This is a genomic window from Streptomyces sp. NPDC093097 (assembly GCF_044754325.1).
Taxonomy (GTDB): Bacteria; Actinomycetota; Actinomycetes; order Streptomycetales; family Streptomycetaceae; genus Streptomyces.
Genome location: NZ_JBIVOW010000001.1, coordinates 662,537 through 675,236, shown reverse-complemented (window position 1 = coordinate 675,236; position 12,700 = coordinate 662,537). Strand labels below are relative to the sequence as shown.

Annotated in this window: 13 protein-coding genes and 1 pseudogene; 3 read left to right on the top strand and 11 right to left on the bottom strand. The window is 69.1% G+C overall.

What is annotated here, in order from left to right; translation table 11 throughout:
• The first annotated feature begins 52 nt into the window (after nucleotides 1-52).
• Nucleotides 53-922: an EamA family transporter gene (locus tag ACIQE0_RS02840; protein WP_402328570.1), complete on the top strand. Its 870-nt coding sequence runs from the start codon at nucleotides 53-55 to the stop codon at nucleotides 920-922.
• 17 nt (nucleotides 923-939) lie between these two features.
• Here ACIQE0_RS02840 and ACIQE0_RS02835 read toward each other — a convergent pair whose 3' ends face one another.
• Entirely contained in the window at nucleotides 940-1,689 is a 750-nt protein-coding gene (locus tag ACIQE0_RS02835; RefSeq protein WP_402328568.1) for an acyltransferase, read from the bottom strand.
• Between the two features lie 84 nt (nucleotides 1,690-1,773).
• Here ACIQE0_RS02835 and ACIQE0_RS02830 point away from each other — a divergent pair.
• Nucleotides 1,774-2,058: pseudogene (locus ACIQE0_RS02830) on the top strand (gamma carbonic anhydrase family protein); the annotation flags it as partial.
• 148 nt (nucleotides 2,059-2,206) lie between these two features.
• Here ACIQE0_RS02830 and ACIQE0_RS02825 read toward each other — a convergent pair.
• The 8 genes from ACIQE0_RS02825 to ACIQE0_RS02790 form a co-directional block, all read right to left on the bottom strand.
• The gene (locus tag ACIQE0_RS02825; RefSeq protein ID WP_366332804.1) at nucleotides 2,207-2,971 is read right to left on the bottom strand and encodes an enoyl-CoA hydratase/isomerase family protein; all 765 of its coding nucleotides are present in this window, start codon (nucleotides 2,969-2,971) and stop codon (nucleotides 2,207-2,209) included.
• A 49-nt stretch (nucleotides 2,972-3,020) separates the two neighbouring features.
• The gene (locus tag ACIQE0_RS02820) at nucleotides 3,021-4,094 is read right to left on the bottom strand and encodes a cytochrome P450 (RefSeq protein WP_402328566.1); all 1,074 of its coding nucleotides are present in this window, start codon (nucleotides 4,092-4,094) and stop codon (nucleotides 3,021-3,023) included.
• Between the two features lie 289 nt (nucleotides 4,095-4,383).
• Nucleotides 4,384-5,748: a cytochrome P450 gene (locus ACIQE0_RS02815; RefSeq protein ID WP_366332808.1), complete on the bottom strand. Its 1,365-nt coding sequence runs from the start codon at nucleotides 5,746-5,748 to the stop codon at nucleotides 4,384-4,386.
• A gap of 10 nt (nucleotides 5,749-5,758) precedes the next feature.
• Entirely contained in the window at nucleotides 5,759-6,349 is a 591-nt protein-coding gene (locus ACIQE0_RS02810; RefSeq protein WP_366332809.1) for an ATP/GTP-binding protein, read from the bottom strand.
• Nucleotides 6,324-6,704, bottom strand: coding sequence for a DUF742 domain-containing protein (locus ACIQE0_RS02805; RefSeq protein WP_366332810.1), 381 nt, complete (start codon nucleotides 6,702-6,704; stop codon nucleotides 6,324-6,326). The genes ACIQE0_RS02810 and ACIQE0_RS02805 overlap by 26 nt, the downstream gene beginning before the upstream one ends.
• Nucleotides 6,701-7,117, bottom strand: a complete 417-nt coding sequence (locus ACIQE0_RS02800) for a roadblock/LC7 domain-containing protein (RefSeq protein ID WP_366332812.1) — start codon at nucleotides 7,115-7,117, stop codon at nucleotides 6,701-6,703. The genes ACIQE0_RS02805 and ACIQE0_RS02800 overlap by 4 nt, the downstream gene beginning before the upstream one ends.
• Complete coding sequence (locus ACIQE0_RS02795) at nucleotides 7,114-8,322, bottom strand: ATP-binding protein (protein ID WP_366332815.1); 1,209 nt, start codon at nucleotides 8,320-8,322, stop codon at nucleotides 7,114-7,116. Before ACIQE0_RS02795 ends, ACIQE0_RS02800 begins: the two co-directional genes overlap by 4 nt.
• Nucleotides 8,323-8,909: 587 nt before the next feature.
• Nucleotides 8,910-9,923: an alpha/beta hydrolase-fold protein gene (locus ACIQE0_RS02790; RefSeq protein ID WP_366332817.1), complete on the bottom strand. Its 1,014-nt coding sequence runs from the start codon at nucleotides 9,921-9,923 to the stop codon at nucleotides 8,910-8,912.
• A gap of 819 nt (nucleotides 9,924-10,742) precedes the next feature.
• Here ACIQE0_RS02790 and ACIQE0_RS02785 point away from each other — a divergent pair.
• Entirely contained in the window at nucleotides 10,743-10,949 is a 207-nt protein-coding gene (locus ACIQE0_RS02785) for a hypothetical protein (RefSeq protein WP_402328562.1), read from the top strand.
• 201 nt (nucleotides 10,950-11,150) lie between these two features.
• On the opposite strand, the gene ACIQE0_RS02780 is transcribed toward ACIQE0_RS02785, so the two are convergent.
• A complete protein-coding gene (locus ACIQE0_RS02780) occupies nucleotides 11,151-11,804 on the bottom strand; it encodes a DedA family protein (RefSeq protein WP_366332821.1) in 654 nt (217 codons plus the stop codon).
• A 275-nt stretch (nucleotides 11,805-12,079) separates the two neighbouring features.
• Nucleotides 12,080-12,538, bottom strand: coding sequence for a DUF4442 domain-containing protein (locus tag ACIQE0_RS02775; RefSeq protein ID WP_366332823.1), 459 nt, complete (start codon nucleotides 12,536-12,538; stop codon nucleotides 12,080-12,082).
• Nucleotides 12,539-12,700: the final 162 nt, after the last annotated feature.

The following is a 12,700-nucleotide window of genomic DNA, read 5'->3' as shown; positions in this document are numbered from 1 at the left end:
CTACGGTGTGGTGTACTTCAGCGTTCTTTCCACTGTACTGCGAGGATTCACCATGACCGCGGCCTTCGCCCTGGCCACCAGCCTCCTGTGGGGGCTCGCCGACTTCGGCGGCGGACTGCTCACCCGGCGCCTGCACGCCCTGACCGTGGTGGTGGTCTCGCAGACCCTGGCGGCCGTCGCACTGGGCGCCGTCGTGCTGGCCACCGGCGGCTGGCGGGAGGCCGGGCCTCAGCTGTGGTTCGCGGTCGCGGCCGGCGTCGTCGGCCCCGCCGCAATGCTCTGCTTCTACCGGGCGCTGGCCCTCGGCCCGATGGGCGTGGTCTCCCCGCTCGGTTCGCTCGGCACCGTCCTCGTCCCGCTCGGCGTCGGCTTCGTCGCGGGCGAACGGCCGGGTCTCCTCCAGGCCGTCGGCATGGTCGTCGCGGTGATCGGCGTCCTGCTGGCGGGTGGGCCCCGGTTCGGCGGGGCGTCCGTGGAGAGCCGGACGATCGTGCTCACCATCGTCTCGGCACTGGGCTTCGGTGCGGTGATGGCGCTGATCGCGGCCGCGTCCACCACCGTGACCGGGCTCTTCCTGGCCCTGTTCGTCCAGCGGGTGTGCAACGTGGCGGTCGGCGGTGCCGCGCTGTACGCGACGGTGCGGCGCGGCACCCCGGCGCTGCCCGAGGGCGGGATGCCCGTCCTCCGCGCGGCGCTCCCCGCGCTCGCCTTCGTCGGCATCGCCGATGTCGCCGCCAACGGCACCTACTCCGTCGCCGCCCACAACGGACCGGTCACCTTGGCGGCGGTGCTGGCCTCCTTGTACCCGGTCGTCACGACGCTGGCCGCGCTCGGCGTCCTCAAGGAGCGGATGCGCGCCGTGCAGACCGCCGGGGCCTGCTGCGCCCTGCTCGGCTCGGTCCTGCTGGCGGCCCACGGCTGACGGGGGTACGGGGCGGCCTACCCTTCCGCCTTCTCCCACTCCCCCAGGGCCAGCAGCTGCTCCGGGGTGACGCCCTCCGGGATCGGTACCGGCGCCGGCGTCCGCAGCGGCGGCTGCCAGCCCTCGCCGGGCTCCCAGCGGCGGACGATCCTGGCGGGCGCCCCCGCCACCACCGCATGGTCCGGGACCTCCCCGCGGACCACCGACCCGGCCGCCACCACCACGTTCCGCCCCAGCCGCGCCCCGGGCAGGATGACCGCCCCGGTGCCGATCCAGCCGCCCGGCCCGATGACGACCGGGGCCGTTCGCGGCCACTGCTTCCCGACCGGCGTCTCGGGATCGTCGTAACTGTGGTTGGTGGTGGTGACGTAGACCCCGGGGCCGAAGAAGCAGTCGTCGCCTATGGTCAGCCGGACGTCCGCGATCACATGGGTGCCGCGGCCCAGCACCACGCCGTCGCCCAGCGTCAGGATCGGTTCCGGGCCCAGGTCCAGATCCGGCATCATGCCCGCGGTGAGGGTGACGTCCTGGCCGATGATGCAGTGCTCCCCCAACTCGATCCAGGGGTCGCCGAAGACCGTGCCCTGCGGGAACGCCAGCCGGGTACCGGTGCCGATCCGGCGGAAGCGGTACGGACCCGGGCACTCGGCCGTCACCGCCGCGGCCCGACGCACCCACCGCGCCCCGCGGTGGACGGCGCGCGACACCGCCCGGCGCCGCCAGGCCGTCAGGGACGAGAACACGTTCTGGTTTATCGGCACCCGCACACGGTACTCAGCACGTCGGGCCGCCGAACGCGCACCGGGCTGTGATCTTCGCCCCACCCGGGGGCGTACCCCGCACCCACCTCCGTGATCGTCGGCGACGTCACGCCGGCCGCCGGTGCGGGCGTCTGGTAGTACGCCGTGCTGCGCGGTTGCACCGTCGAGGACGACGTGCTGGTGGGCATGGGCGCCACAGTGCTCAACGGCGCGCAGATCGGCGCGGGTTCGCTGCTCGCGGCCCAGGCGCTGGTCCCGCAGGGCCTGCGGATGCCGCCGGGCTCGCTGGTCGCCGGCGTTCCGGCCGAGGTCAAGCGTGAACCGACCGCGGAGGAGCGGAAGTCCCTCACGCTCGACGCCGCGGTGTATCTGGAGCCGACGGCCCGGACCGTACGGCGGTCCCGGTCACTGCGGAGACCGGGCGGACCGACCGCACCGAGGACTGGCGGTCCCTTCTCACCGGCGGTGCGGCCTGGTCAGGGCCGCACCGGCGGGTGGCTTTCCCCCTGTGTCGGTACGGGGATCAGCCCCGCCGGGTGTGCTGCGCGACGCTCAGCGCGGACGAGAGCAGCTCCGCGTCGAAGAGTGAGGCGTCCGCGAGCTGGTTCGCCTTCCCATAGGCGTTCAGCATGAGCTTGGCGGTGCGCAGCGCCGTGGGCGAGCGGCGGACCAGCGGCTTGATCCAACGCGCGAGGGCCGCGTCCAGCTCCGCCTCCGGGACGACGGTGTGCAGGAGCGAGAGCTCCTTGGCCGTCGCGGCGTCGAAGTTGCGTGCGGTCAGGATCAGTTCGCGGACCTTGGCGGCGCCCACCTCGTGCAGCAGACGGGGCATGATGCCGCCCCAGGCGGGCGGTACCCCGAGGCCGAGCTCCGGCAGCCGGAAGCGCGTGGTGTCGGCCCCCGCCCGCAGGTCGCAGAAGAGCGCCAGGCCCACTCCGGCCCCGACCACCCCGCCGTGCAGCCGGGCGACGGTCACCACGTCCGTGGTCGCCAGGGCGTCGCACACCCGGCGGGCCTTGTTGCCGAGGGCTCTGAGCGCCAGTCCGCCGGCGTCCTGTGCGAGCAGCTCCGGGAACTCGCTGCGGTCGCCGCCCAGGCAGAAGTCGTCGCCCTCACCGGAGAGGACCAGCACCCGTATGTCGGTGTCGTCGTCCAACGCGCCGAACACGGCGAGGAGTTCGTCCAGCATCAGCCCGGAGACGGCGTTGCCGGTATCGGGGGTGTTGAGCCGGACCCGCAGCACGGGTCCCTCGTGCGTGACGAGCAGAGTCTTGAAGTCGTGCGTCATGCCGTTCCTTGTTCGTTGAGCCACACTGCCTGTGAAGGGGATGCCCTCGTCAGGCACGGACGACCGGGAGTTCGCCGAGCCGGCGGAAGGCCACTCGCGGCTGCCAGGTGGGCGTGCCGGCCACGTGGAGTTCCTCGGTGGGCAGGCGCCGCAGCAGCGAGGTGAACACGCACTCGGCCTCCATACGGGCCAGCGCGTTGCCGAGGCAGTAGTGGATGCCGCCGCCGAAGCTGAGGTGGGCGGTCTTGCGTCGGATGTCGAAGACCTCGGGGGCGACGTACTGCTCCGGGTCGTGATGCGCGGCTCCGACCATCAGCTGCACCATCTCGCCCTTGGGGACGGGCACTCCGGCCAGCTCGGTGTCCTCGGGGGCGATGCGGCTGATCATGTGGATCGGGGCGTCGTAGCGCAGTGTCTCGTCGATCGCGCCCGGCATGAGCTCGGGGTTGGCGCGCAGCCACGCCAACTGCTCGGGATGCGAGAGGAGGAGCCACCCCATGGTCGTCAGCAGGTGCGAGGTGGTCTCCAGGGCCGCCAGGACCATGAAGAGGGCGAGGGCGAAGACGGCCTCGTCGGCGGCCTCCTGATCGGCCTCGAATTCATCCCACATGCGAAGCCAGGAGGAGACGGGGTCGTCGCCCGGCGATTTTCGGCGCTCGCGGATCAGGTCGGTGAAGTATTCGCGCAAACGCGCAGTGGCGGCGTCGGATATCGCAAGCTGACTGGGCGAGGGAAAGAGTTCTTGGGTGTGCACCTGGTCATGGGTGAGCGAACGGAGCAACGGGTAGTCCGCGGACGGCAATCCGAGCCATTCACCGATGGTCATCACCGGCAGTTCGTCACCGACCAATGCACAGAAGTCGGCGGGACCGTCCCGGAGTTCATCGATGAAGCGGTCCATGAGCCGCTCGGTGTTCTTTTCGACCGAATGCCGCATTTCCTCCAGCGAGTTCCGGTCGAAGACATTTCCCAACGGCCGCCGCACCTGGGTGTGATGCGGCGGGTTGAGCATCGGCATCGTGGCGCCCATCTGCCGTGAGGCGGGCGCGTGCCAGCGTGCCGCGTCGGTCTGGGACTCCCGCCAGGCCCGGTCGGGAACGCGCCAGTCCCGACTGCGCAACACCTGGTGGCAGAGTCGGTAAGAGGTCGCCAAGTGCCCGCCCCACGGTGCCGGAACCATTTCCCCCATGGCCCGGAGTTTCGTGTAGAACGGCAATGGATTTGTCTGTCCTCGTGCCGATCGCAGTCGAGAAAAAAGCGTGACCACACTGCGTCGGTCTACAGATACGGCAGCCAGGGCGGGCTCCACGGGCGACTCCCTTTCCAGGAGGATCACACAGTAATCGCCAGCGCTGCATACCCCTCCGAGGGAACGTTCATGCGGCCAAAGAAAATCTGTGCTGTCGCAAAGCTCACACCTTCCACCAGTTCAGGAATCCGCTCCACCAACCGCTCCTCTTACGCCTGCTCGGGTCCTGGCCGGGCCCACCGGATTCGGCACCGTCCTGCGCCGCGTACGCGGCCGACGGGCGCCGGTCCGACCGCACTGGGGTGAACCGCGCCGGCAGCGCGTTGAGCGCCCGGTGGAACGGGCCGGGACGCCAGGTCAACGAGTCGAGCGGAACGCCCAGTTCGATGTCGGGCAGGGTGTTGAGCAGCTTCTCGATCGCCCGGACGGAGATCAGCAGCGCCGGGTCCTTGGCCGGGCAGGCGTGCGGGCCGGCGCCCCACGCCAGGTGCGCCCGCTTGCTGATGGTCTGCCGGGTGGCGGACAGGCTCGGATCGGCGTTGGCCGCCGCGAAGCTGATCAGGACCGGCGAGCCCGCGGGCAGTTTGTGCCCGGAGACCTCCACGTCCCGGACCGGGTAGTGGGTGGCGTAGTTGGAGATCGGCGGGCTGTTCCAGAGCACCTCGTTGATGGCGTCCTCCACCAGGACACCCGCACCGTGCTGGCCGTCGGCGAACTGCTCCTCCGACAGCAGCAGTCGCAGCGAACTGCCGATGATGTTCTGCACCGGCTCGGTACCGGCCCCGATGAGCAGTGCCAGCTGGTGCACCATCTCCTCGTCCGACAGCTGGGCGGGGTGCTGCATCATCCAGGACGTCATGTCGTCCTCCGGCAGCGCCCGCTTCAGCGCGACCAGTTCGAAGAGCGCCCCGGCCATCTCCTCGTTGGCCCGCTCCACGTCGATGCCGTCGAACAGGCTGGAGATCGCGACGATCAGCCGGTCACCGAGCTCCGCGGGGCAGCCGAACAGGTCGTTGAAGACCAGCAGCGGCACCACCTGCGCGAAGTCGCTGATCAGATCGGCCTTGCCGCGGATGCTGAACTGGTCGACGAGGTACGCCGCGACCCGGTCCACATGCCGGCTGACCCGGTGCATGTCGACCTTGGCGAGGCTGTCGGTGACCACCTGACGCAGCCGCAGATGCGTGGCCCCGTCCGAGAACATGGCGTTCGGCCGGTACATCAGCATGGGCAGCACGGGGCTGTCCATGGGCACCCGGCCCTCGTTGAGCGCGCGCCAGCGGCGCGGGTCACGGGCGAACATGTCCGGGTTCTGAAGGATCTGGAGTGCCGCCCCGTAGTCGGTGACGAGATCCGCCTCCACGCCGGGGGCCAGTTCGACCGGTGCGGTCGGGCCGTACTGCCGCATCCGGTCGTAGACCGTGTGCGGAGCGGCGGCGAATTCCGCCCCGTGCAAGGACGTCCGTATGCCATCGGCATGTGCCGGACAACCTGGCGGCGGAGTCTGGAATTCCGAATTTGACTGCATGGATCAACTCCTAGTTGAGACGGGACTGGAGATAACGGACCAGCGTGATCAGGCAATCGGCCGACGACTTCTGGTCACGCGCATCGCAATTGACGACCGGCGTCTCCGGGAGCAGGTCGAGCGCCTCCCGGATCTCCTCGGCCGAATGCGACGGAGTCCCGTCGAAGCGGTTCACGGCGATGGCGTACGGGATGCCGTACTGCTCCACCAGGTCCATGACAGGGAAGGACTCCTCAAGGCGCTCCGGGTCGACGAGGATCAAGGCCCCGAGCGCCCCGCGCGTCATGTCCTCCCACACCTGAACGAAACGCTGCTGCCCGGGAGTTCCGAACAGGTACAGGACCAGCCGCTCGCTCAGCGTCAAGCGGCCGAAGTCCATCGCGACCGTCGTGGTGGTCTTCCCCGGCACCGCACGGAGATCGTCAATTCCCGCGCTGGCCTGCGTCATGACCTCTTCGGTACGCAGCGGAGGAATCTCCGACATGGTTCCGATGAACGTCGTCTTACCCACTGCGAAGTGCCCGACGACCAGGATCTTCGCCGCCGTCTGCACGGAGTTCCGTAGGTACACGCCATCATCCGAAGCGAGCCTGGAGCCCATTCAGCACCTCCTCAAGGATTTGCCGTTCGACAAGCTGAGCGCTGGGGATGGGCGCGCGCGCATAGAGATGGCCCTCCTCCGTGAGATCGGACACGAGAATTTTGACGACGCCCACCGGCAGACCGGTGTGCCCGGCTATCTCGGCGATCGACAGGAAACCCCCGGCACACAGCTCCAACAGGCGCTGCTTCTCCGGGTCGAGCGGCGTGGTCCGGGGTGGTTCCTGAGCGACGGTGACCAACGTCAGCAGCGACAAGGCGCTGTCGTTGACGAGGTCCCGGCCGTTGGTGATGACGTACGGCCGTACTAATTCCGCTGCCTCGTGTACCAGTTCCGGCTCGTCGTCGTTAGTCATGGCTGAATATCGGCCCTCTCACGCGGAGGGCTGGTCAGCGCCTTGCCCAGCTGACCAACCAGCTGCTGCATCCGGAACGTGATCTCTGCCATGTCGACCTCGGGCGACGCCGAGACCGCGAGATAGGCACCCTCACCGGCCGAGATGAGGAAGACCCAGCCGTGGTCGAATTCCACCAGCGTCTGCCGCCACTGCGGACGGGCGGCGCCGGCACCGGGGTTGTTGCAGAAATCGGAGACCGTGCGGCTCAGCGACTGCATACCGCTCATCGCGGCGGCCACGGTGTCGGCGTGGTCCCGGCCGACCTCCTTGGAACGAGCCATAAGGAGACCGTCTGCGGAAACGAGGATGGCGTGCTGCGCTTCAGGCAATTCCAGAGCACTGTCAAGCATCCACGACAGATCGTAGTTCACGGAACCTCATGCCCTTCACTGCTTGCTTGGGTGGAACGACGGCCCGATTGCGTACCGCGCTGGAATGCGCCCATCACGGACGCGGTCCGGGCGCTGTCGCGAGCCGGAGTGGGGGTGCTCTCGGGCGCCGACGGCACGATCGATATCGCACCGCGGCGGCGACGCTTGGGCAGACCGCCGGCGGTCGTCTCGTTCGCCGTCGGGGCACCGGTGCCCTCGTCGCCGTAGCCCGGGGCGGCCGGGGCGCGATGCCGTCCCGGCATTGCGGCACCCTGCTGACCAGGAGGATTCTCGGGCGGCAACGGAGTGGACGCGGCCACGGCAGGACCCTCCTCAGGTTCGTGCAGGGACGTGAGCAACTCATCGGGGAGCAGGACGACCGCGCGCACACCGCCGTACGGCGAGGTGGAGTCGACCGACACCGTGAAGCCGTAGCGGGCGGCGAGCACACCGATGACGGTGAATCCGAACTGCGGCGGGTTGCCGAGGCTGGAGACGCTGGCTGAATGGCCGCTGGAAAGCAGCTGACCGGCGCGGGCCTTCTCCTCCTCGTTCATGCCGACACCGGCGTCGTCGACGATGATGCATACGCCCTTGGGTACCGGGCGGATGTTGATCTCGATCATCGTTTCCGGCGCGGAGTAACTGGTGGCGTTGTCCAGCAGTTCGGCCAGGACCAGGGCCACCGGTTCCACGGCCCGGCTCACGATGGCGAAATTACTCTGCGACCGGATCTCGACCCGAGTGAAATGGCGGATACGGCCCTTGGCGCTGCGGACCACATCGTAGAGCGAGGCGTCGTGCCGACGACGACCGAGCCATCCGTCGCAGAGAACCGCGATGGACTGAGCCCTTCGCGCGAACTGCGAGTTCATATGGTCGATGTCGAGCAGATCCTGAAGGATTTGGTGCTCGCCATACGTCTCCTGGATTTTGGAGATCGTCAGCTGCTGCTCGCTCGCCAGGCCCTGGAGGGTCCGCATGGCGGTCTTCAGAGTATTCTTGGTGGATTCCTCGGCGCGTTCCTTGGCCTCCTCCACGGCCTCCGAGTAGTGCTCTTCGAGCTGAACGTAGTGCTGCTTCAGCTCAAGCTTTTCTTGTTTCAGCTCCGAAATCTTTTTCCGACCACGAATAATCGCGGTTGCGGCGACAGGTGTACCAGCGACCAATGCCCACAGTGCTGGATCCTGGAAGTATTGCGTCATAAGTCTCTCTTCGGACGACGAAGCCACCAGGTGCCGAATGCCCGGCTGCCGTGTGGACGCTCACGCGCGGCCCCAGACAACAGACGAACAGCCGCGCACGGTCGCTTGTGAGAAAGCCTCTGAAGGCCCGGATAATGGCATAGCTCTCCCCGGGGTGGCGATTTTCTCAGGCCAATGCGCGGAATTCTCTTTTGCCATAGCAGGTGACTACCCGGTTGGCAAGTGCGATGATCTTAGCATCACGCCATCGGCCGAAGTCCAACAGTGATCTGTAACGTTCTGACATCTGACGGAGATTCAACAGGGGTTCGCATTGGGGTCATTGGTTCGCGACGCCCACACGGTACGCAACCGGTCGAACCACTTCCTGACGGTCCGTTAGCATCCCGAGCCGCACCGTGACGAGCCCCATACGCCGGCCGGTTCGCAGCCCGGATCAGCGGTGCGGGACGTCATGGGCGAAAGCGATCCGGTGACGGGGAATCCCACGGCGGCGACGGGGGATCCCGGAGCGTCCGGAGGACGGCCGGCCACCACACCGTCGAACGCCACCCCACCACCCGCCGGTTCGGCGACCGGACGGGCCGTCAGACCGACGGCGCCGCCACCGGCCCCTGCATCTGCTCGCTGATCCAGTTCAGGGAGTCGGCCATGCGCTGGATATAGGTGTGTCCGCTGTGCACGCCGTCGGGTATCTCGAAGAGCCTGGAGTGGATCGGGCCGCGGGCCCCGTCGGTATAGCCGCTGAAGAAGCGCTTCACATCGGGCACCGCGTCCTCCTTGCTGCCGAGTTCGAAGGAGAGGTAGACCTGCGGCCCGCCGCGCGCGGCCAGTTGCCGCGCCAGATGCCGGGGGTCGTTGGCCAGCTTCTCCGCCGGGTGCCCGTTCCACAGCGGCGAATCCGGCGCGGTGTCGGGACCGTTGACGATCGCCGCCTTGAACCGCTCCGGCTCCTTGAGCACCGCCTTCAACGCCGCGAACCCACCCGAGGAGGACCCCATGAAGGCCCAACCGTCCCGCGAGGCGAAGGTGCGGAAGTTGGCCCGGGCGAACTCCGGCACGTCCCGGGTCAGCCAACTCCCCATCTTCGGCTGCCCCGGTATGTCGCTGCCGTCGTAGTACGTCTTGCGCGGATTGAGCACCGGCATCACCAGGATGAACGGCAGCGTCTTGCCCTGGCTCGCCCACTGCGCGACCCGCTCCTCCAGTGCGAACGGCGCGTCCGCCCAGTAATTGGAGGGGTACCCCCAGGCGCCGGGCAGCGCGATCAGCACCGGGAAGCCGCTCCGGGCGTACTTGGCCTGGTTGTACTGCGGCGGCACCCAGGCCCAGACGTCTCCGGTGTAGCCGGAGACCCGGCCGTGCCACCGGGTGTGCACCACGCGGGTGCCGTCGGTCCCGGTCGCGCGGTAGGTGGTGAACACCGAGCGGGGCCCCTGCGGCAGCACCGTCCGCGGCTTGCCGTCGACGGCGCCCGCGGCACGGGCCCGCAGCTTCGGCACGTTCGACGCGTCGACGACGTCCTGGCCCGGCCCGCCGCATCCGGCCAGCAACCCCAGGGCCACCACACTCACCGCAGCTCTGACGCGCAGGGACTTCATCGGGACGTTCTCCTCAGGCACTTGGGGCCGGCCGGGCAGCACGGTGCACCGCGCAACCGGTCGAAAGGCATCACTCTAAGATCGCCCCGTCAACGGCCCGACGCCGCCCCCGTCCACCGTGACCTGGGGTTTACCGTTCCGTGTCACCAGCAAGACGAACGCCCACGTCAAACGCGCCGGACCCGATTCCCCCCAACGATGAAGCCATCCACTGTGTACCCGCCGGTCGGTTCCGACATCGTGGATCGCTCTTGTGGAAGTACGCGGCGCAGTGCCGCGGTGGGGGATGCCCGATGACCGCGTGGGCCGATCACGGGCCGCTGCCCGGCGTAGTGGGGCGGGCGAGGGAACACGAGCAGCCGGCCGGACTGCTGGACGGGCCCGCGCCGATCACCCTCACCGGACCGGCCGGAGTGGGCAAGAGCCTGCCGGCCCGGGCCGTCCTCGAAGAACGCACCGCGGACCGCCCGGACGCCGTCGCCCGGGTCGCCATCGGGCTGGCCGCCAAGCAGTTGATCGGCGATCCGCTGTTCGTCACAGGCGCCCGCACCCTGCTGGCCGGGCGGCGCCACGGCCTCCGCACCGGCAGCCCGCACCGCGCGCCCACCCCCGGTGCACCACGCTGGTGGCGACGCGACACCGCCGGCCCCGCCGCCGGCCGTTCTTCTCCCGCCTCCGCGCGGGTTCATGAGGGACGCCGTCGCCGTTCCCGACCACGGACGCACACGGAACAGCAGCCGGCCCGCGCCCCGGCACCGTGCGTGACGCGGCAACTCCGGTCCGGATGCGGGGACACCGGGCCCGTCGCATGCTGGAGGCATGCAGCACGCCCCCGTCATCGTGCATCCGCCGTCCACCGGCGGCCGCCGCGTCACGCTGCACGGAACGGATCTCGGCCGCGCGCTGCGCCCCGGCGACGTGGCCGCCCTGCTGCGCCGGGCCGGCTTCCCCACGCCGTTCGCCTGGGACGACGCCGACGTCATCAAGTGGCGCAGCGGAGGCCCGGATACGTGGCGGATGCCCTGACGCCAGGGATGCGCAGCCCTTTGAGGACCTGCCACCGAACGGAACGTCTGCCGGAGGAGGTTGCCGAAGACGGCGGAGGAAGACGGCTGCCGCATACGGCTGATACACGAGATGGTCCGGGCATCCTCTGCTGAGGACGCCCGGACCATCTCGTTCGTCGTCGGTCGTGGGCCGCGGAACGCGCCCGTCGCCGCCGTGGACTCAGTCCGTCGTGGACGCGGCCATCGGGGCCTGCGCGGCCTTGCGCGCCGCCGCGGCCTTCTTCGCCCGGTGCCTCATCAGCAGGAACGACCCGATGCCGAACAGCGCCGCGGCGACCAGGCCCCAGAGCGAGAAGCGCTTGAGCCAGGGCTCGGCGACGATGCCGACCGTGTAGATCAACGCGGTGGTACCGCCGGCCCAGATGATGCCGCCGAGGACGTTGGCGATCAGGAACTTCCAGTACGGCATCTTCAGCACGCCGGCCAGCGGCCCCGCGAAGATGCGCAGCAGCGCGATGAAGCGACCGAAGAAGACGGCCCACATGCCCCACTTGTCGAACTTCGCCTCGGCCATGGCGACATGGTCCGGCCCGAAGTGCTTGGGGAACTTCCGGCCGGCCCAGGCCAGCAGCGGCTTACCGCCCTTGCGCCCGATCATGTAACCGATGGAGTCGCCCACGATCGCGCCCGCCGAGGCGCACGCGCCCAGCACGAAGGGGTTGATGTGGTCCTGGGTCGCGGCCAGGATCGATGCGCTGACGAGGACGATCTCGCCCGGAAGCGGAATGCCCACGCTCTCCAGGCCGATGACCAACCCCACGAGGAGGTAGACGCTCACGGCGGGTACCGTCGCCAGCCACTCCTGGATGTGCAAGGCCGCTTCCTCCGCTGATGTAGGGCCCCCGTGGGCCGCTGCCCGGCGCCGTCTGCGCCGGTCGGTCGTTCCCCTGACGCGCCCGATGAGCGCGTCCGGGAAGCGTACTCGATCGCGTCAGCCGGACGACGATTCCGCTCGCGTGCGGGTACATCCCAGGATGCAGGACATGGGCGGAAATGCGGAGGGCGGTGGGAACGGAACCTTCCGCTCCCACCGCCCTCCCGCCCGTCACCGGGAGCGGGTCACTTGGCGCGACCGCTTGCTCACCCGTGTCACTGGTTGGGGCGCAGTGTCCACACGATCGTCATCTCGCCCGTGACCGCACCGTCCTTGTCGCGGGTGATCTCCACCTTCACCGGGAACTCCGGGCGCTCCCCGGCGTCCAGCTCGGCGATCACCTCGGACACGGGGCGGCCCAGCTCGGCGGTGGCGGTGACCGCCCCCATGGCGAGCTTCTTGTAACCGATCTCGGCACCCACGGCCAACGGCACCGCGCGGCCGAGCTGATCACCGAACGCCGACATCACGATCGCGCCGCTCGCCGACTCGGCGAGCGTGAACATCGCGCCGGCGTGCGGGCCGCCGACGTGGTTGTGGAAGTCGGGCTGGTCGGGCATGCGGACCACGGCGCGCTCGGCGGTGGTCTCGGTGAACTCGAGGTTCAGGGTGCGGACCATCGGCACGGATGCCGCCATCATGTCGCCGATCGACGGCAGGGACTCTGAGGACATGACGACATGTTACCTAGCAGTAGCTTAGCTGGGAAGGGCTGCCCACCTCTCCCCGACGACCTCTCCGCGACCCGCCCCCACCGGCCGACGCCCCTGCCGGAATCCGGCCGGCACCCGCTGCCGAAAACCAGGTGTCCGCCCTCTCCCGCGCCCCATATCGTC

What these genes read in the sequence shown, in the direction of transcription:
- ACIQE0_RS02840 (WP_402328570.1), top strand. Translation starts at nt 53, where the DNA reads ATGACCGCGGCCTTCGCCCTGGCCACCAGCCTCCTGTGGGGGCTCGCC.
- ACIQE0_RS02825 (WP_366332804.1), bottom strand. Translation starts at nt 2,971, where the DNA reads ATGACGCACGACTTCAAGACTCTGCTCGTCACGCACGAGGGACCCGTG.
- ACIQE0_RS02815 (WP_366332808.1), bottom strand. Translation starts at nt 5,748, where the DNA reads ATGCAGTCAAATTCGGAATTCCAGACTCCGCCGCCAGGTTGTCCGGCA.
- ACIQE0_RS02810 (WP_366332809.1), bottom strand. Translation starts at nt 6,349, where the DNA reads ATGGGCTCCAGGCTCGCTTCGGATGATGGCGTGTACCTACGGAACTCC.
- ACIQE0_RS02805 (WP_366332810.1), bottom strand. Translation starts at nt 6,704, where the DNA reads ATGACTAACGACGACGAGCCGGAACTGGTACACGAGGCAGCGGAATTA.
- ACIQE0_RS02795 (WP_366332815.1), bottom strand. Translation starts at nt 8,322, where the DNA reads ATGACGCAATACTTCCAGGATCCAGCACTGTGGGCATTGGTCGCTGGT.
- ACIQE0_RS02790 (WP_366332817.1), bottom strand. Translation starts at nt 9,923, where the DNA reads ATGAAGTCCCTGCGCGTCAGAGCTGCGGTGAGTGTGGTGGCCCTGGGG.
- ACIQE0_RS02785 (WP_402328562.1), top strand. Translation starts at nt 10,743, where the DNA reads ATGCAGCACGCCCCCGTCATCGTGCATCCGCCGTCCACCGGCGGCCGC.
- ACIQE0_RS02775 (WP_366332823.1), bottom strand. Translation starts at nt 12,538, where the DNA reads ATGTCCTCAGAGTCCCTGCCGTCGATCGGCGACATGATGGCGGCATCC.